The organism is Paraburkholderia sp. CNPSo 3272, assembly GCF_024206495.1.
Classification (GTDB): domain Bacteria; phylum Pseudomonadota; class Gammaproteobacteria; order Burkholderiales; family Burkholderiaceae; genus Paraburkholderia.
The window spans coordinates 51,426-69,553 of the sequence record NZ_JAMBPQ010000003.1 but is presented as its reverse complement, the minus strand read 5'-3'; the positions used below and the strand labels follow the sequence as shown (position 1 = coordinate 69,553).

The following is an 18,128-nucleotide window of genomic DNA, read 5'->3' as shown; positions in this document are numbered from 1 at the left end:
CAAACAAATCAATGCGTTGCGGATTATCCGAGATGCCGCCACGCGCTGGCACAGCTACTGCTTATAGAGACCCGGCGGTCTACACCTCGATAGCCCGCAACGTTTATTTAAACAAGCACCGGAGACGCGACGCAGTCCGGTCGCGAAAACGAAGGAGACATCCCGTGCAGAACAGTGCATCCCTATCCGCCGCCTCGCAGGTCAAGCAGGCGGTCCCCGAGTCATCCCCGACGACCCAAACGCGCTTCTGGCCCGAAGGCTGGTGGAAGCTGATGGAAATCCGCATCGGCATCATTCCGCTGCCGATCTACGTGATCCTGTTTGCGCTGATCGCGGGCTTCGCGGTCACCGGCAAGGTGCCCGGCGAGATCTCGATGGCCATCGCCGTGCTCGCTTTCTGCGGCTTCACGTGCGCCGAACTCGGCAAGCGCCTGCCGCTGCTGCGCAATATCGGCGCGGCGGCGATTCTCGCGACCTTCGTGCCTTCGGCGCTCGTGTACTACCACGTGCTGCCCAAGCCCGTGCAGCACCTCACGGTCGAATTCACGAAGCAGACCAACTTCCTCTATCTCTTCATCGCCTCGATCATCGTCGGCAGTATTCTCAGCATGGACCGGCGCGTGCTGATTCAAGGCTTCCTGAAGATCTTCATTCCGCTTGCGGCCGGCACGGTGGCAGCGACCATCGTGGGCACCGCGGTCGGCGCGGCGCTCGGACTCGGCGTCAAGCACACGCTGCTCTACATCGTCGTGCCGATCATGGCCGGCGGCGTGGGCGAAGGCGCGATTCCGCTTTCCGTGGGCTATTCGGAAATCATGCACGTCGCGCAAGGCGACCTGTTCGCGCAGGTTTTGCCGCCCGTGATGCTCGGCAGCCTCATCGCCATCATCCTCTCGGGCATGCTCGACATGCTGGGCAAGCGCATGCCGCATCTCACCGGCAATGGCCGTCTGCAAGTCGGCGCGACCGATGAACTCGCGTCGTCGAACGACGAAGCTCGAGGCCACGTGGACGTGAGCCACATCGCGGCGGCCGGCATCACGGCGATCACGCTGTACCTCATCGGCCTGATGGCGAACAAGCTGTTCGGCCTGCCCGCGCCGGTGGCGATGCTGTTTCTCGCCGTGCTCGTGAAGCTCGCGCGCGCGGTTTCGCCGCCGCTGCAGGAAGGCGCGTTCGTGGTCTACAAGTTTTTCTCGACCGCGGTCACCTACCCGCTGCTGTTCGCGATCGGCGTGGCGATGACGCCGTGGGACAAGCTCATGGCCGCGTTCACGCTCGTCAATGTCGTGACGATCGCCGCGACCGTGGTCACGCTGATGGGCACGGGCTTCGTGGTGGGACGCCTGATGAAGATGTACCCTATCGACACCGCAATCGTGAACGCGTGCCACAGCGGCCAGGGCGGCACCGGCGACGTGGCGATCCTCACCGCCGCGAACCGCATGCAGCTCATGCCGTTCGCGCAGATCGCCACGCGTATTGGCGGCGCCATCGTCGTGACCGTGACGCTCATCCTGCTCGCGCATTTCGGCGCATGACGCGCCGCTGTGCGCCCCTCGTGCGCGCCTTCGCGATCGTGGCGCCGGTGCATCCGGCGCGCGGTATCCGCTGAACCCGCCGTCTGGCGGCAGCCAATCGACGAGGGCGAACGTGCAGATGCGTTACAAGGGCATTCCATGGTGGGGATGGGCGGCGGCGGCCGTGCTGTATGTCGGTGCGGCCGCCGCCGCCGTGGAGTTCGCATGGAACCGCGCGATCGACGCGCTGGCCGAGGTCGGCGAGCATCGGCTCGATCTTTATGCGGCGAGCCTGCAAAGCGAGCTGGGACGCTTCGAGATGGTCCCCGCGCTGGTGGCGCGGCAGGACAGCGTGCGAGCGTTGCTCAAGGCGTCGCCCAATGAAGCGCGCGGCATGTTGCTCGCGGTCGATGCCTATCTCGAAGCGGTCAACAACGACGTCGGCAGCGGCGCGGTAGACGTGATCGACGCCCACGGCACGGTGGTCGCCGCGAGCAACTGGAACCAGCCGGTCAGCTTCGTCGGCACCAACGTGTCGTATCGCCCGTACTTCAAGGACGCGCTCGCGCAAGGCCGCGGCCGCTTCTTCGGCATCGGCACGAACACCGGCGTTCCCGGTCTGTACTTCGCGAGTGCGATTCGCGACGGCGACACGGCAATCGGCGCGGCAGCGGTGAAGGTCAGCGTCGATGCGCTCGAATCCGCGTGGCGCGCGCCCGGCGAGGCGGCGATCGTCGTCGACAGCAATGGCGTGATCGTGATCTCGACCCAGCCCGAATGGAAATTCAGCGCCATGCGCGCGATGACCGAGCCGCAGCAGCGCGATATCCAGGCGTCGCGCCAATACGCGGGGCGCATCGTCGAGGCGCTGCATTACCGGCGCGTGGGCGACTGGAACGACAACGCGTGGATCGGCCTCTTTCCCGACCTGCGCCGCGCGGGCCGCACGGCCCGCTTTCTCGTGATGTCGCGCCCCGCGCCGCAAGGGCAGGACACGATCATGGTGCTGCTCGACACGGCGGGCGCGCGGCGCCAGCAACGGCTCGCGTTCGCGTTCGTGACGGGCCTGTTTCTGATCGCCGCGCTTTATGCGCTGTATGCGGTGCAGCGCCGCCGCGTGATCGTGGAGAAGCTTAAGGCGCAAGAAGCCTTGCGCCGCGCGAACGATCAACTGGAAACGACCGTGGCGCAACGGACCGCCGCGCTCACGCAGGCGAACGCGCAGATGCAGCGCGAGATCGCCGAGCGCGAACGCACCGAGCAGCGCCTGCGCGCCACGCAGCAGGAGGTCGTGCATGCCGGCAAGCTCGCCGTGATCGGCCAGATGGCGGCGGGGCTCACGCACGAGCTGAACCAGCCGCTCGTCGCGATCCGCACGCTCTGCGACAATGCGCGTACCTTCTTCGAGCGCAATCAGGGCGCCCAGGCGAACGCCAATCTCGAGCGCGTCGGGCGTCTCGTGGACAGCATGGCGGTGCTCACGAGCGAGCTGAAGGCGTTCGCGCGCAAGCCGGAGGTGGAGCGCGTGGCGGTGTCGCTCGGCGAAGCCGTCGCGCATGCGCGGCTCATCTACGAGTCGCGCATCCGCGACGAAGCGGTGCGGCTCGACGTGCGGATCGCGCCGGGCACCACCGTGTACGCAGAGTCGAGTCAGCTGCAGCAGGTGATCGTCAATCTGCTGGGCAATGCGCTCGACGCCGTGCGCGACGCGAGCACGCGCGCGGTCGCAATCGAGGCAGGCGAGCCTGACACGCAAGGCCGCGTGCGCTTCACAATCGAAGACAGCGGCCCCGGCATCGCACCGGATGTGCTGGCGCACGTGTTCGAGCCGTTCGTGACGACCAAGCCGCGCGGACAAGGCCTCGGGCTTGGGCTCGCGATCACGTCGCGCATCGTCGAAGGCTTTGGCGCGAAAATCACCGCGACGAATCGCGACGAAGGCGGAGCCCGCTTCACGATCGAATTCACGGCCGCCGAGCCGCAAAGGACAGAACATGGCAGATGAGATTCGGGTGCTGGTCGTCGAGGACGACGAGAATGTCCGCATCGGCGTCGAGCAGGCGGTGGCGCTGGCGGGCTTTCCGGTGAGCGCCTATGCGTCTGCGGCCGATGCGTATGCCGACATCGCGCCGGGCGCGCCGGTCGTGATCGTCTCCGACGTGCGCATGCCCGGCATCGACGGCCTGCAACTGCTCGATCACGTGATGGCGATCGATCCGCAAATTCCGGTGCTGCTGATCAGCGGGCATGCGGACATTTCGACGGCGGTCAGCGCGATGCGCGTGGGCGCCTACGACTTCATCGAAAAACCATTCTCCTCCGATGTCATCGCGGGCCGCGTGGCACGCGCGGTCGAGAAACGGCGGCTCACGCTCGAAGTAGAGGGCCTGCGCGCTTCGCTGCACAACTGGCAGGGGATCGAGGCGCTCGTGCTCGGCAAGTCGCCGGCCATGGCGGAGGTCCGCAAGAAGATTCTGCGTCTCGCGGATACCTCCGTGTCGGTGCTGATCACCGGCGAAACGGGCACCGGCAAGGAACTGATTGCACGCAGCCTGCACGACTTCAGCGCGAGGCGCGACGCGCATTTCGTGGCGCTGAACTGCGGCGGTTTGCCCGAGCAGGTGTTCGAGAGCGAACTGTTCGGCCACGAGGCCGGCGCGTTCACGGGCGCGATCAAGAAGCGCGTTGGCAAGATCGAATGGGCAAATGGCGGCACGCTCTTTCTCGACGAGATCGAAACGATGCCGATGGCGCTGCAGATCAAGATGCTGCGCGTGCTGCAGGAGCGCGTGGTCGAGCGCCTCGGCGCAAACGAGCTGATTCCGGTGGATTGCCGCATCGTTGCCGCTTCGAAGGCCGACCTCGCCGAAGTGTCTGCCGAGGGCGGCTTTCGCGCCGACCTGCTGTACCGGCTGAATGTGGCGCAGATCGAATTGCCGCCGCTGCGCGAGCGGCGTGAGGACGTGCCCCTGCTGTTCGAGCATTTCGTGCTCGCGGCCGCGCGGCGCTTCGGCACGCCGGCGCCCGTCGTGACCGCTGCACAGGTGTCCGAACTCATGACGCACGCATGGCCCGGCAACGTGCGCGAGTTGCAGAATGTCGCCGACCGCTTCGTGCTCGGGCTGACCGGCGACAGCCTGCTTTCCGCGGGCGCGGCTGCCGTGAAAGGGGAGACGCTGGCTGACCAGCTAGCGTATTTCGAGCGGATGCTGATCGAGAACACGCTGCGCCGCCATCACGGCAACGTCGCCCAGGCGAGCGAGGAGCTTGGGATGCCGAAGAAAACGCTGTATCACAAGCTGCGTCAGCTGAAGATCGCGGATCGCGACTCGCAGGGCGACGAGAAGGACGACAAAGACGCCTGACCGGGCTAGTTGGTGCGGTACGTGGTCGTTGACGATTGCAGCTTGGTGAGCGCGCCGTTCTTGAGCCGGAACCAGCCTTCCGAGCCTTGCATCACGACTTCGTCGGGTTGCCAGAACACGCGCTTGATCGTCATGCGCGTGCTCACGTGTTGCACGAGCGGCGGATTGTGGCGAAAGTCATACAGCACCGGGCCGTAGGCGGTCTGCACAAGCATGCGCGTGATCGTGCTGTTGTCCTGGCCCACTTCGTCGAAGTGCGCGAGCGTCTTCGTGTCGAAGCGGTCGAAGACATCTTTGCCGAGGATCGCCACGAAGTCGCGATCGTCACGCACGAATTGCACCGTGCCTGCGGGGGTGGCGAACGAGCCGGTCGCGTCGCTTTGCGCATGAGCGCAGGTCACGAACGAGGCGGCGGTGAGTGCGGCGAGTAACAGTCGTTTCATGTTGCTTTCCAGTAGGTTCGCAGCATTTTCGTTCATTTCTGTCGCTACGTCGAAAATCTAAGGGTTCGGGAGCGCAGCTACCAGGCGCAGGCGTCTTCAGCCCGATTGCGCCACCCGCAGCGCGTGCAGGATTTGCCCCTCGTAGTCTGGCCAGTCTCCTGCCGAGTTTTCGATTGCGAGCTTCGCGAGGGGCAGCCGCTCGAACAGGGCGTCGGTGAGGCGGCGGTAGTCGCGATAGAGCGCTATCAGCCCCTCCAATCCCTCGTATCCCCGGCGCTGGCAATAAGGTGCCGCGAGCTTCCAGTTCACCTGATAGTCGATCCAGGCGGGACCGCGCTCAGCGCATACGGTCCGCACTGCGGCCTCGACATCGTTCTGCCAGAGGTAAATGACCAACGGAGCGATCGGGGCGATGACGGCGGCCAGCGCGTCCACATAGTCGAACATGAGCGCGGGCGGCGCTTCCATCAGCAGCAGGTGAGTCAGGTCGCCGTGAAAGAGCTGGCCGTCCATGACGGGGATGGCGTCGGCGTGCTGCTCGGCCTCGACAAAGTCAGTCCACCTGGCCAGCGCGCGCTTCGCGAGATGTTGCGGCGTCGCCTCCCGCCAGGGTTCGAACCAGTGTTCGAGTTCGTCTGTCGCGCGAACCGGATGGGGTGCCGTCCTTTCATGAATCGGCAACGCCTGTTGTCCCGCTTCTTGCAGACGCCTGGCGATGAATCGCATGGTCGTGGACTTGCCCGAGCCCATGATGCCCTCGACGATCACTAACCCATGAGCCTGCAAAGAACCCGTGCAGCCGGATGTCGACGGTGAATTTTTCATGTACTGGCTCGCGGATGCGCAGAGCACAAGTCTACCGCGGCAAGCATGCCTCGCCGGCGGTAAACGAAAGAGGCGTCCGGCCCGCGGAACAGTCTCCGCGGGCCGGGCGCCTCAGGGCAAAGCGTTTTCGTGCGGCCAGGCGGCCGCATGGTTCACCCTGCCCGCTCAGTTCGGCACGTAGCCCGTGGGCAGCGTCGCATTGGCGCTCGCCACCGAGGCATTCTGCGAAATCACATAGACCGGCGATTCGGTCAGGCTCAGTGCGACCTTGCCGTTGCTGTAGCTCTTCGTGGTCGGATTGCCCATTTCGTCGAGCACGGTGACCGTGCCGCTCGTGCCGGGTGCATCCACCGCGAGGCTGTAGCCCACGCTATAGGTCGAGCTGTAGCCGGCGCTCGCGCTCCACACGCTGTTGTTGTGCGTCCAGAGGGCCGTGATGACCGCGCCGTTGTTGAGCTGCTGGAACGCGTAGGCGTAGACCCCCGAGGGCGTCGTCTTCACCGGACCGAGCGTGTTGGTGCCGTCGAGAATACGCGTCATCGCCGCGACGGACATGGCCGCGGGCTTCGGGCTGATGTTCTGCGCGCCGTACTGACCCTGCGCGTCGGCGAGATCGAAGAACGTGCCGTAGCCCACGAGGCCCGGGAAGTCCGCACCGTAGAAGATCCAGGTTTGATCAGCGCCTTCGCCAAGAATGATCAGATGGCTGCGCGCCACCACTGCGCCTTGTGCGTACAGGATATTGCCGGTCGGATAGTTGGGACCGTACGACGAACCGTTGTCGTAGCTGATGCCGAGTTCCGTGCTGAACAGCTTCATGCCCGGCTTGTAGTCAGCCGCCATTTCGCTGCGCAGCGCACGCATTTGCCCCATCAGCGAGCCGGACGCGTTGGCCGGATCGGTTTCTTGACGCTCGGGCGGGAACGAAGGCGAGCTGCCGTTGATGTCGTAATAGCCGTGCGTCGTCACGCCGTCGATGTCCTGCGCATAGCCGAGCGGCGCGAGGGCCTTGAGCTGGTCGGCCGTGCCGGACGGCGCCGTATCGGTCGGCCCCATCACGACTGCGTGCGGGTCGGTCGAGTGAATACCCTGATAGACGGCCTGATAGAGCTGCACGAATTGCGTGTTATTGCCTTGCCATTGGGCGTCCGGTTCCCAGGTGAGCTGGTAGTAGTTCGACGCCTGCTTCGGAAAGTAAGTTGTCCGAATGAGGTTCGATTCCGTACCGATCCGGCTCATGTAGTTCTGGTAGTACGAGAGGTTGCTCGGCGGAATGGATTCGTCCTCGAACGCCCCGTTCGGGCTCGCCCAGGCGGGAATGCCGTCCAGACGCACGAGCCGCATCACGTTGCCCGTGGTGTAAAACGGGTCGAGATTGTTGGCGTTCGGGTTGAAGGTGTTGGGGCCGTTCGGCTCCATGTTGTACAGCTCGCGGTGGTCATAGGTCCACGAGATGCCGAGCGAGGAGAGCACGGACGTGTTGTCGTCTTCGCCTTGCATGCCGAAGCGGTGCAGGTCCTGGCGCGGATACGTCACGGTCGGCACGACGCCGGCCAGATTGGGCAGCACGCCGAAGGTCGCGGTGCCGGCGGGGCGGGTGCCCAGCTCGGGCAGCTGACCGCCCGCGGTGGCGAGCTTGGCGGTCACGGCAAAGTAGCCTGCGAGCGTCGAAGAGCAGCTCAGCGTGGTCGTCACCGGGCCTGCCGCCACCCGCAGGGTGCCGCTCGTGACCACCTTGCCGAGATGGTCGCTGATCGACCAGTTCACCGTGTCGGCTGCGGGCGCATTGGTGGTGAATGCGAGGGGAAACGCCGCGCCTGAGGCGAAGATACGGCCGCTCTGCGTGGTCGGCGTATCGACGCTCACCAGCTCGCTGCCGGAGCTCGCGCTCGATTTCACCGCGGAGCCGCAGTGCAGCGTGCCGCGCGTGGTGGTGGCCGCATTCGCGCTGGCGTCCATGGCAGCGGCGTCATTCGCGCCTGGTGCCGTGGCCGAAGCATTGGTCGCATCCGTGCCGGAGCTTCCGGAACCGCCGCCGCACGCCGCGAGGAATAGCGACGACGAGAGCAAGAGATAGAAGAGTTTCATCGGTCGAAAAAAAGACAAAACGACGCCCAGCCGGCGACGGCGCGCAATAGGCGCCCGGATGCTGGCTAAGGTCTGAAGAATGAGATTTAACGGACGCTGCACAACGGCTCGATGAGCCCTGCGCCCGCTACGTGCGCCGCGCGGCTCGCGCTATTGCGCGAACGTGCGTATCTGTCCTTTGCTTTCGCGCGGGTAAATATTGCACCCTCGCTACGGCTGCCCCGTCGGGAATTTCGGCCCTGCGCTGGATCCCTGGAGGAGGGAGACGTGCGCAATTTTTTCGGACGAAGATTACGAAGTCACTGCTTGAAGTCAGACGCGCGGCGGATATTACCGATAATTCCCCCTGGCATGTGAAAATCAGACGTAACAAAATGTCACACGAATTGGCTCGAGTTTCAATTACCGAAACTTAGTCAATTTCTGCCAATAGCCAGGTATTAATTACCTCAAATGCAGAAGGTAATGCTTACTGCATCGACTGCGTGTTTCACCTGCTATTGCCCGCTATATCGGCAGTTCCGGGGTGGTCTGAAGTGCACGGATGTAATTTATTCTTTCGTCTATATTTCCCTTTTAATTACCTTTCTGATTTATTCGGGTCGGACGTTAATTAACTCCCGTCGATTATTGCGACATGCGAATCGATCCCTATAGCCTCGAACTGTTCATTTCGGTGGCGGAGGAGGGCTCCATTGCGCGAGCGGCCAGCCCGCAATCACATCGCGACTTCGGCACTGAGCCGCCGCATGGCGAATTGGACGCGGCGATGGGACTGCCCTTGCTGATCCGCTCGTCGTCAGGCATCGAGTTGACCGAGGCGGGCCCACAAGGAGAAATTGGATGGCAACACTGGAATTGGCCGGCCGCGTACTGTTTCTTTGCAATGACCCGGAGCAGGTCGAGCGGCAATTGAATGGCGCCGATCTTCAAGGCGTCACGCCGGACGCATTGAAAGACGACGTCTCGACCGATGAAATCACGCCGATGAGCGTGCTCACACGCTTCGACGACCGCCTTGGCCGCATGCCTTACCTCGGCTTCCAGGCCGGCGGGCGCAATCTTGTTGGTATGGATTCCATACGAAATGGCGGATTCAGCGTGACCGTGGCCGGCAATCGCTACGGCAAGGGATCGTGGCGCGAGCACAGCCCGCGGGCCGAATACCGTGCGGGCATTCGGCTCGTCATCGCACTCAGTTTCGAGCGCATCTATCGGCAAAACGCTGACAATATCGGTCTGTTCACATCAACTGACTTCGGACTGATCGAGCGCATCCAGCGCGGCGAACCGATCGACATCGAAGAACTGATTGCCTCCCGCGACGGCCTTGCGGCTTCGTGTTCATCGCGGGGGCGATCGTGCTCGTGATGGTGTCCATCGGTCTGATGGGGCCCCGCACGCTTGGCAAGTCGCTGGAGAGCATTTCGCATTGAGCGGCCCTCGCTCCCTACCCAGCCATGTTTACGCAATTTTTCCGTAGGAGCGCCACATTTTTCTGAAATTGTTCGTTCGACCAGCGTAGGCTTTCAAGCAGTTTGATCAGTGAAGCGCTAACGCAAATGAACAACACTCACGGTGAGCGGCGACGCGCTCGTTCGCATGGCCTTCGCGCTCTCGTTCTGGCGGCGATCCTGGTGGGTGGTTCGTTCAACGGAATGACCTATGGCGCTGACGCATCGGTCGTCGCGCCGCCCGAACCCGCCTACGACGCCGTCCCACAGGGCATACCGACAGCCGAAGACATCGCGACCGTGTTGAACATGCGGTTTCATATCGGCTTGCACGATGCGCTCAAAATCGGCGAAGCAGTGCTGCAAGCCGCACGACGCGACACGATCTCGCCGATTCTGCTGCTCGCGGTCATTGCCGTCGAATCGAATTTCAACCGCTTCGCCGTGAGCGTCGCCGGCGCAAGGGGGCTCATGCAGGTCTTGCCCTCGCAGCACAGGGACGTTGTCTTTCGTACTTCCGATCTGACCGACGCGGGCACCAACGTCAGCATCGGGTCATCGATCCTGCACGACTACATCGAGGCGTCCGATGGAGACGTTCACGACGCGCTTCTGCGCTATAGTGGTGGCGCTAAAGACTACCCGCGGCGCGTGGCCGATCGCGTAAGCGTGATCAAGACGGCATTCCCCATCCAGCCGCGTATTCCGGCATCCGAAGCGGCGGCGCAATTCCAGTAACGACGCTTGCGCGGGAGGTACAACAACCATGATTCAGCCAACTGCTCACCTCACTGAGCCCATCCTGGCCGCGGACTCGTCCGTGTGGTTTTCGGCTTACCGGTTTGGGTGGGGATATTGTGCCTATTCACTGCCTTGCGAAGTGCTTTGTGAAAAGCTCGGTGCGACGGACGAGTCCCCGAAACAACTCATGCTGGCATTTGCGCTCAATAAATCGAGGCTCGTTCGCGTAATCGAGCATCGATATCCTCTACTCGTCAACGAGCGGATCACACTGGCAGCCACCGATCTCTGAGTGCGTTCCGGATGACTCGCCGATATTTGCCCGTCTGATCAGGGCGAATCCCCCTAGACCCTACGTCAACGGCGGCTTCGCTTTTGCCAGGCGCACCGATGGCGGCGGTCCCACGAGCTGACCCTTGCACGCGGCGATAAAACACGCCTCTGCCTTCGCGCTTCGCCGCCGGCCGGATTCGCGACTTGCGTAGCAGCTGCCAACTTCTATCAGTTCCAATGAATCGCGATGGATGTCCAACCGGCGGATCTGGTAGCCGGCCCATATCCGACGGACATGGCACGTGCGCGCGGGCTTAGCGATCCACCCGCTGCTGCCATTGGGCCGGATAGCGGTCGCCCACGACCTGGATCTCGTTGAGCGCCGCTTCGATCGCGGCGAGATCGCCGGCGCTCAACTCGACACTGGCCGCGCCCACGTTCTCGTCGAGCCGGGAAAGCTTCGTGGTGCCAGGAATCGGCACGATCCACGGCTTTTGCGCGAGCAGCCAGGCCAGTGCGATCTGCGCGCGCGTCGCGCTTTTTCCGTCGGCCAGGCGGCCGAGCACGTCGACCAGCCCCGCGTTGGCCTTGCGGCTCTCCTGCGTGAAGCGCGGCACCATGGCGCGGAAGTCGCTCTGGTCGAACGACGTGCGCTCGTCGATCGCGCCGGTCAGAAAGCCCTTGCCGAGCGGGCTGAACGGCACGAAGCCGATGCCCAGCTCCTCCAGAACCGGCATCACCTTGTGCTCCGGCTCGCGCCACCAGAGCGAATATTCGCTCTGCAGCGCCGCGACCGGCTGCACGGCATGGGCACGGCGAATGGACTGCTCGCCCGCTTCGGAAAGGCCGAAGTGCTTGACCTTGCCCTCGCGGATCAGGTCCTTGACCGTGCCGGCCACGTCTTCCATGGGCACGTTCGGATCGACGCGGTGCTGGTAGAACAGGTCGATGCGGTCGGTCTTCAGGCGCTTGAGCGACGCCTCGGCCACGGCACGGATGCGCTCTGGGCGGCTGTCCATGGGTTTCTTCGAGTCGCCGTCCTGAAAGCCGAACTTCGTGGCGATCACCACCTGGTCGCGAATCGGCGCGAGCGCCTCGCCAACCAGTTCCTCGTTGACGAAGGGCCCGTAGACTTCGGCCGTGTCGAAGAACGTGACGCCGCGCTCGAATGCCGTGCGGATCAGGCGGATCGCGTCGTTCTTCTCGGTGGCGGGGCCGTAGCCGAAGCTTAAGCCCATGCAGCCAAGGCCCAGTGCGGAAACTTCGAGGCCGTTCTTGCCGAGGGTGCGCTTTAGCATGTCTTGCTCCTTTTCGCGTGAACTGAAATGACCGGCGCTCCCGTTCACGCGGGAGCCGCCATCTACCCGACCCAGTGTAGGTTGCTGCAGACCGCTCAACAATCCCGCTAAACTTGCATGGGGTGTTGAGGGGAATTCACGAATGGTGCGCACCGGATTATCCGAACTGACGGCTTTCGTGACGATCGCCGAGCAGCGCAGTTTCAGCGGCGCAGCGCGCGTGCTGGGCGTTTCGCCTTCCGCGCTCAGCCACACCGTGCGCAACCTGGAGGCGAAGCTCGGCGTGCGCCTCCTGAACCGCACCACGCGCTCCGTGGCGCTGACCGAGGCGGGCGAGCAACTGCTCAGCCGCGTGCGGCCCGCCATGGCCGATCTGGAAGACGCCGTCAACGACGTCGCGACCGCAAGCAACCGGCCTTCGGGTTCCATCCGCATCAGCGCTTCGGAATCGGGGGCGCGGCCACTCATTCGCCATGTACTGCCGGGGTTCCTCGCCCGCTATCCGGACATCCGCGTGGAGTTCGTGGCGGACTCGCGGCTCGTGGACATCGTGGCGGGCGGCTTCGACGCGGGCGTGCGCGTGCTCGAAGACGTGCCGCGCGACATGATCGCCGTGCGCTTCACGCAGGACATGCGCTTTGGCGCGGTGGCCTCGCCCGAATATCTGGCGCAGCATGCGCCGCCGCGCGCGCCGCACGATCTCGAGCAGCACCGCTGCATCCGCTTTCGCTTCGAGAGCGGCGCGCTGTTCCGCTGGGATTTCGCGCACCGCGGCAAGAGCGCGAGCATCGACGTGGACGGGCCGCTCACCCTCGGCAACCTCAACCTGATGGTCGAGGCGGCGCTCGCCGGGGTGGGCGTGGCCTGGGTGCCGGAAACGCTCGTGGCCGAGCATGTGGCCGCCGGGCGGCTCGTCCACCTGCTGCCCGAGTGGGGGCCGGTGTTTTCGGGACTCTGCCTTTACTATCCGGCCAATCGCCATCCGCCCGCGGCGCTGCGCCTGTTCGCGCAGGCCGTGCGCGAATGGGCCGATGCCGCACCGCAGCGTAAGCCGCGAGCGTGAAAGGACGCTGTGAAACGAACCGGCCTGCAATGTATTGTGTCCCGCGCCCGCGCCGATACAGTGAGATACAAAGCCTCTTCCGGCATGGGGTATAAACCCATCATTCCCTGCACACGGAGTCCGAACATGCACGCCGATGGATTTGCGGGCCGCCGCCCCTCCGCTGGTTTTGCGGACGGCGCGGCAATGAGGGCGCTGCACTGGCCGCGCACGCTGTTCGCGCGCCTCGCCCTGATCCTTTGCGTCGGCCTTGTGCTCGCGCAGGGGCTGTCGTTCAAGCTCACCATGACCGAGCGTAACGACGCCACCGCGAACATGATGACCGACTACATTTCACGCGAAGTCGCCATTTCCGTGGCGCTGCTCGACCATCTGCCAGCGGCCGAACGCGCCGCGTGGCTGCCGCAGCTCGCGCGGCGCACCTATAGCTTCATCCTCGGTCCCGGCATCCCGGGCGAGCCGCCCGAAGCGAGCCGCTCGAAGAGCGTGGCCTCGGCCATTGCGGCGGGCCTCGGCGACAAGTACGCTCTCACGACCAATTCGGTGCCCGGCAAGCGCGAACGCCTGCAGATCCACCTGCGGCTGTCGGACGGCTCGCCGCTCACCATCGATTACCGCCCAGGTCCCGCGCTGCCCCTGTCGGGCTGGCTGCCGGCCGTGCTCGTCGCTCAGCTCATCGTACTGGCGGCGTGCTGCTGGTTCGCGGTGCGCACCGCCACGCGGCCGCTGCACGAACTCGCGCGAGTGGCCGACGCGCTCGGCCCGGACCTGAAGGCGGAGCGTCTGGCGGAAGAAGGGCCCTCCGAAGTGGCGCGCGCAGCGCGCGCGTTCAACGCGATGCAGCAGCGCATCTCGGCGCACGTGGCCGAGCGCATGCAGATCCTGGCGGCCATCTCCCACGATCTGCAGACGCCGATCACGCGCATGCGGCTGCGCGTGGACCAAATGGACGACGAAGCGCAGGCAGGCAAGCTCGCCCAGGACCTGCACGAAATGGAGCAACTGGTGAAGGAGGGCGTGGCCTACGCACGCACGCTGCACGGCACCGGCGAAGCGCCCGCACGTGTCGACCTCGACGCGCTGCTCGACAGCCTCGTATGCGACTACGTGGATGCGGGCTCGCCCGTGACCTTCGAGCGCCGCCTGAACGTGGCGATCGTCACGCGCGTGCAGGCGCTGCGCCGCATCATCGGCAATCTCGTCGATAACGCGCTGAAGTACGGGAGCACGGCGGCCATCGAGGTGAGCGCGTCGCCACAGGACAAGACCGTCACGATCTCGGTGCTCGACAGCGGTCCCGGCATTCCCGAGGAAGCGCTCGAGAAGGTGTTCGAGCCGTTCTACCGGCTCGAGACCTCGCGTAACCGGGGCACGGGCGGCACGGGTCTCGGCCTCGCGATCTCGCGCCAGCTCGCCGTGGCGATGGGCGCGGAGCTCACGCTGCGCAACCGGCCCGAAGGCGGGCTGGAAGGGCGGCTCGTGCTGGGCGGCGCGCAAGCGTGAAAGGCGGCGCGCCACGAGTGCACTGGCGTGTGGATCAAGCGGTTGCTCAGGCGAGTGGAATGAACACGTTGAACTGGCCTTCCTCGGGGTGGCGCGAGCGATGGCCCTTGCCAATGGTGTCTTCACACAGCACGACCGTGCCCGGCTCGCAGTGGCGCGTGTCGCCGTCGCTCGTTTCGAACTCGACCCAGCCGGTCATCCAGATCACGAACTGACGAACCGGCGTGGTGTGCCAGTCCGCCTCCTTTAGGCCCGCCGGCACCCAGCCAAAGCGCACCGCCTTCGCCGGCTCCCACGTGGAGAGGTAAATGGGTGGGATGTTGGGAAAGAGCTCGAGCGGCGTGAGCGGGATATCGATGTCCTCGAAATGGGACTCGCCCTGTGCGTCGGCGTAGATTCGCAGACATTTCATGGGGACCTCCTGGAGCCGTTCTCTGCGTTTCGCTCGCTATCAGCTTGCGAGCATAAACAATGCCGGTTTGTGGCTGGCCTGGCTGTGGTCATCGCCGGCCATTTCAGGTCGATATGCGTCGCGCCGGATGGGCGCTAGCGGTCATTGTCGTCCCGAATCGGGTGGGGCGGTTCCAGGTTGTACGCGGCGGGTGGCGCGCTATCCATCACCCATCGAAATCAATGGAGAGCAAAATGAGCACGTCGACGCGCGCGACCAGCTGGAAGGGTTCCTGTCATTGCGGTGCGGTAAAGTTCGAAGTCCACACGCCGGTTGAGCCGGCCGGGCGTTGCAACTGCAGCCTGTGCCGGCGCAAGGGCGCGCTGATGAGCCCGCCGTTCGAGGGCCGCGAACTGACGATCCTCGCGGGCGAAGAGGCGCTCACGCTGTACCAGTTCAACACGCGCGTGGCGAAGCACTATTTCTGCAAGCACTGCGGCATTTATCCGTTTCACCAGACGCGCAGGGACCCGGCGCGCTGGCGCGTCAATCTCGGCTGCCTGGAGGACGTGGATGTCTACGCGCTCGAAGCGTCGGTTGCCGACGGTGCTAGTCTTTCCCTGGTGGAGGACGCATGAAACGCCTGCTCGCCATCCTGTTCTTCGCGGCGAGCGGCCTGGCTGCGGAGATTGCGCATCCGGTGTACTGTTCGTGCATCGCGGAAACCCGTTCACGCCTCGCGCGCAAGGAGAAAAACACCAATGACGGAAAAGACGGACCACGTTCTGATCGTCGATGACGATCGCGGCATACGTGAACTGGTCGGGGCCTACCTCGAAAAGAACGGCATGCGCGTGTCGCTGGCCGCGAACGGGCGCGAAATGCGCTCGGTGCTGGAGGGCGGCGCGCCCGACCTGATCGTGCTCGACCTCATGATGCCCGGCGACGACGGGCTTGTCCTGTGCCGCGAGCTGCGCGCGGGCAAGTTCCGCGCCGTACCCGTGGTGATGCTCACTGCGCGCAACGAGGAGACGGACCGCATCGTGGGCCTCGAAATGGGCGCCGACGACTATCTACCCAAGCCGTTCGCCGTGCGCGAACTGTTCGCGCGCATCCGCTCGGTGCTGCGCCGCACACGCATGCTGCCGCCGGGCATGGAGGTGAGCGAGGCGGCGCAACTGCTCGCGTTCGGCGACTGGCGGCTCGACACGACGGCGCGGCATCTGCTCGACGCCGAGGGTACGATCGTCGCGTTGAGCGGCGCGGAGTACCGGCTGCTGCGCGTGTTTCTCGACCATCCGCAGCGCGTGCTCACGCGCGACCAGCTGCTGAGTCTCACGCAAGGCCGCCAGGCCGACGCGTTCGATCGCTCGATCGACCTGCTCGTGAGCCGGTTGCGCCAGCGCCTGCGCGACGAGGCGCGCGAGCCGCGTTACATCAAGACGCTGCGCAGCGAGGGATATGTGTTCTCCTCGGCGGTAACCACGGTCGAAGCTCCGGAGTAACGCAGGCCCGAGTCAGGTCTGGCCGAAGAAATGCAGCAGTGCTTCGGCCACGGCCGCGGGTTGCTCCTCCGGCAGGAAATGGCCGCAATGGGCCAGCGTCGCGCCTTGCACCTCATCGGCGTAAGGGCGCAGCGGACCGGCCATGTCAGGGATCGAGCCCTGATCGGCGCTCAGCGCGAGAATGGGCATCCGCAATTTGCCGCGCGAACTCAACTCGCGATTCTGACGCGCCGAAACATCGGCCGCGCGGTAGTAGGCCAGCCCCGCGCGCAATCCGCCTTCCTTCGTGAACACACGCAGATATTCGTCGATATCGGCATCCGTGAAGGTTTGCGGATTCGCCGTTTTGCGGCGCAGAAACCACTCCAGATACGCGCGCTCCTTGCCCGCTATCAGCAGCTCCGGCAGATCGGGCACCGCATGGAAGGCGAAGTGCCAAGTGCGCCACGCGCGCTCGGGCGCGACTGGCAGCGCTTCCGGCAGCGTGATGCCGGGAATGCCGGCGTCGAGCAACGCGAGGCTCGACACTTCATCGCCGAATAGCGCCGCGTAAGGGTAGGCGACCCAGGCGCCGACGTCGTGCGCGGCGAGGTGGTAGCGGCGTGCTCCGAGCTTGCCGAGCAGCGTGCGCAGGGCGGTCGCGAGCGATTGTGTGTCGTAGCCACCTTGGGGGCGGTCGGAGTCGCCCTGGCCGGGCAGGTCCGGCGCGATCACGCGATAACGCTGCGCGAGCAGCGGCATGACCTTGCGCCACGCGAACCAGCTTTCCGGATAGCCGGCTAGCAGCACGACTGTTTCGCCATCCTGATTTCCGCCGAGTACGTAGTGAAGCCGCGTGCCTTCAACGGTTTCAAAGCGATGCGCGAAGCCGGGCAGGATGGGCTCGGGCAACGAGGCCGGACCGTGGTCGATGACGCGTGTGGGCGTACTCATGACGTGAAGCTCCTGTGGACTTGAGGAACGCAGGCGTAGATTGGAAATAATCATTTCCAAATTGGCCAAAAAATTTTCAACGCAGCAAACGCATGGCTTCGTCGGCGGCGGCTAGCATGTCGCGCTGCGTGCGACCGGATTTGCCTAGCAAACGAAAGCCGTGGAGCAGGGCGAGCAAGGTGCGCGCCATGGCCGGGACATGGATTTCCGCTGCGACCGAACCGTCTTCCTGGCCTTGCTGGAGGAGTTCGCGGAGCATCTCTTCGGTGCGCCGCATGGCGGCTTCGATGCGTGTGGCGACTTCGTCGTCGAAAGTGGCGAGCGCCGTTGCGCTGGAAACCACGAGGCATCCGCGCCGCCCCTCGCTGCCGTGGGACGATTCGGCGTAGAAGAGGAAGATGACGCGAATCTTCCCGCTTGCTTTGGACTGCTTGTCGATGCGGCGGCGCAATTCGGCGTTGCGCGTGGTGACGTAGTGGTCGAACGCGGCGAGAAAGACGCCGCGCTTGTCACCGAAGGCTTTGTAGAGGCTGCCTGCGGTCAGGCCCGTTGCTTCGCTGAGATCGCCTACGGAGGTGGCGTGGTAGCCTCGCTCGCGGAAGACGCGCACGGCGCCGTTCACGACGGTTGCCATGTCGAATTCACGCGGGCGGCCGGGGGAGCGGGCCAGCGGTTGGGATGGGTGGTCGGATGCCATGGCGGCATTATAGGAAATGTTCGTTTCCT

General features: G+C 64.6%; 16 protein-coding genes and 2 pseudogenes. 11 read left to right on the top strand and 7 right to left on the bottom strand.

Annotated elements, in window-relative coordinates; translation table 11 throughout:
- The first annotated feature begins 164 nt into the window (after window positions 1-164).
- The 3 genes from M3I53_RS04720 (at window position 165) to M3I53_RS04710 (ending at window position 4,885) form a co-directional block, all read left to right on the top strand.
- Complete coding sequence (locus M3I53_RS04720) at window positions 165-1,541, top strand: 2-hydroxycarboxylate transporter family protein (RefSeq protein ID WP_254314799.1); 1,377 nt, start codon at window positions 165-167, stop codon at window positions 1,539-1,541.
- Window positions 1,542-1,659: 118 nt separating this feature from the next.
- Window positions 1,660-3,525 carry an ATP-binding protein gene (locus tag M3I53_RS04715; protein WP_254315097.1) on the top strand — a complete coding sequence of 622 codons (1,866 nt, stop codon included), beginning with the start codon at window positions 1,660-1,662 and terminating at the stop codon, window positions 3,523-3,525.
- Window positions 3,515-4,885: a sigma-54 dependent transcriptional regulator gene (locus M3I53_RS04710; RefSeq protein ID WP_254314798.1), complete on the top strand. Its 1,371-nt coding sequence runs from the start codon at window positions 3,515-3,517 to the stop codon at window positions 4,883-4,885. The genes M3I53_RS04715 and M3I53_RS04710 overlap by 11 nt, the downstream gene beginning before the upstream one ends.
- 5 nt (window positions 4,886-4,890) lie before the next feature.
- On the opposite strand, the gene M3I53_RS04705 is transcribed toward M3I53_RS04710, so the two are convergent.
- The 3 genes from M3I53_RS04705 to M3I53_RS04695 form a co-directional block, all read right to left on the bottom strand.
- Window positions 4,891-5,328, bottom strand: a complete 438-nt coding sequence (locus M3I53_RS04705; protein ID WP_254314797.1) for a hypothetical protein — start codon at window positions 5,326-5,328, stop codon at window positions 4,891-4,893.
- Between the two features lie 96 nt (window positions 5,329-5,424).
- Window positions 5,425-6,153 carry a hypothetical protein gene (locus tag M3I53_RS04700; protein ID WP_254314796.1) on the bottom strand — a complete coding sequence of 243 codons (729 nt, stop codon included), beginning with the start codon at window positions 6,151-6,153 and terminating at the stop codon, window positions 5,425-5,427.
- A 165-nt stretch (window positions 6,154-6,318) separates the two neighbouring features.
- On the bottom strand, window positions 6,319-8,241 hold the full coding sequence (locus M3I53_RS04695) for a hypothetical protein (protein WP_254314795.1): 1,923 nt from the start codon (window positions 8,239-8,241) through the stop codon (window positions 6,319-6,321).
- Between the two features lie 637 nt (window positions 8,242-8,878).
- On the opposite strand from M3I53_RS04695, the pseudogene M3I53_RS38395 reads away from it, so the two are divergent.
- The 3 genes and pseudogenes from M3I53_RS38395 to M3I53_RS04685 form a co-directional block, all read left to right on the top strand.
- A pseudogene (locus M3I53_RS38395) lies at window positions 8,879-9,067 on the top strand (LysR family transcriptional regulator); the annotation flags it as partial.
- Between the two features lie 17 nt (window positions 9,068-9,084).
- Window positions 9,085-9,597: pseudogene (locus tag M3I53_RS04690) on the top strand (3-isopropylmalate dehydratase); the annotation flags it as partial.
- Between the two features lie 302 nt (window positions 9,598-9,899).
- Window positions 9,900-10,433, top strand: coding sequence for a lytic transglycosylase domain-containing protein (locus M3I53_RS04685; protein WP_254314794.1), 534 nt, complete (start codon window positions 9,900-9,902; stop codon window positions 10,431-10,433).
- Window positions 10,434-11,023: 590 nt separating this feature from the next.
- On the opposite strand, the gene M3I53_RS04680 is transcribed toward M3I53_RS04685, so the two are convergent.
- A complete protein-coding gene (locus M3I53_RS04680) occupies window positions 11,024-12,007 on the bottom strand; it encodes an aldo/keto reductase (RefSeq protein WP_254314793.1) in 984 nt (327 codons plus the stop codon).
- 142 nt (window positions 12,008-12,149) lie between these two features.
- On the opposite strand from M3I53_RS04680, the gene M3I53_RS04675 reads away from it, so the two are divergent.
- Together M3I53_RS04675 and M3I53_RS04670 are read left to right on the top strand one after the other, a co-directional pair.
- Complete coding sequence (locus tag M3I53_RS04675) at window positions 12,150-13,070, top strand: LysR family transcriptional regulator (RefSeq protein WP_254314792.1); 921 nt, start codon at window positions 12,150-12,152, stop codon at window positions 13,068-13,070.
- Window positions 13,071-13,256: 186 nt separating this feature from the next.
- Window positions 13,257-14,573, top strand: a complete 1,317-nt coding sequence (locus tag M3I53_RS04670; RefSeq protein WP_254315096.1) for an ATP-binding protein — start codon at window positions 13,257-13,259, stop codon at window positions 14,571-14,573.
- A 46-nt stretch (window positions 14,574-14,619) separates the two neighbouring features.
- Here the strand turns inward: M3I53_RS04670 and M3I53_RS04665 are convergent, their stop codons facing one another.
- The gene (locus M3I53_RS04665) at window positions 14,620-14,985 is read right to left on the bottom strand and encodes a hypothetical protein (RefSeq protein ID WP_133181087.1); all 366 of its coding nucleotides are present in this window, start codon (window positions 14,983-14,985) and stop codon (window positions 14,620-14,622) included.
- 233 nt (window positions 14,986-15,218) lie between these two features.
- Here M3I53_RS04665 and M3I53_RS04660 point away from each other — a divergent pair, with 233 nt between their 5' ends.
- From M3I53_RS04660 to M3I53_RS04650, 3 genes are read left to right on the top strand one after another with little or no spacing between them, the layout of a single operon-like run.
- Window positions 15,219-15,602 carry a GFA family protein gene (locus tag M3I53_RS04660; protein ID WP_254314791.1) on the top strand — a complete coding sequence of 128 codons (384 nt, stop codon included), beginning with the start codon at window positions 15,219-15,221 and terminating at the stop codon, window positions 15,600-15,602.
- Window positions 15,599-15,763 (top strand): hypothetical protein, encoded by a 165-nt coding sequence (locus tag M3I53_RS04655; protein WP_254314790.1) that lies wholly within the window; start codon window positions 15,599-15,601, stop codon window positions 15,761-15,763. The genes M3I53_RS04660 and M3I53_RS04655 overlap by 4 nt, the downstream gene beginning before the upstream one ends.
- Entirely contained in the window at window positions 15,726-16,469 is a 744-nt protein-coding gene (locus tag M3I53_RS04650) for a response regulator (RefSeq protein ID WP_254314789.1), read from the top strand. Before M3I53_RS04655 ends, M3I53_RS04650 begins: the two co-directional genes overlap by 38 nt.
- 12 nt (window positions 16,470-16,481) lie before the next feature.
- On the opposite strand, the gene M3I53_RS04645 is transcribed toward M3I53_RS04650, so the two are convergent.
- Both M3I53_RS04645 and M3I53_RS04640 read right to left on the bottom strand, forming a co-directional pair.
- Window positions 16,482-17,402, bottom strand: a complete 921-nt coding sequence (locus tag M3I53_RS04645) for an alpha/beta fold hydrolase (protein WP_254314788.1) — start codon at window positions 17,400-17,402, stop codon at window positions 16,482-16,484.
- A 76-nt stretch (window positions 17,403-17,478) separates the two neighbouring features.
- Entirely contained in the window at window positions 17,479-18,036 is a 558-nt protein-coding gene (locus M3I53_RS04640; protein WP_254314787.1) for a TetR/AcrR family transcriptional regulator, read from the bottom strand.
- Window positions 18,037-18,128: the final 92 nt, after the last annotated feature.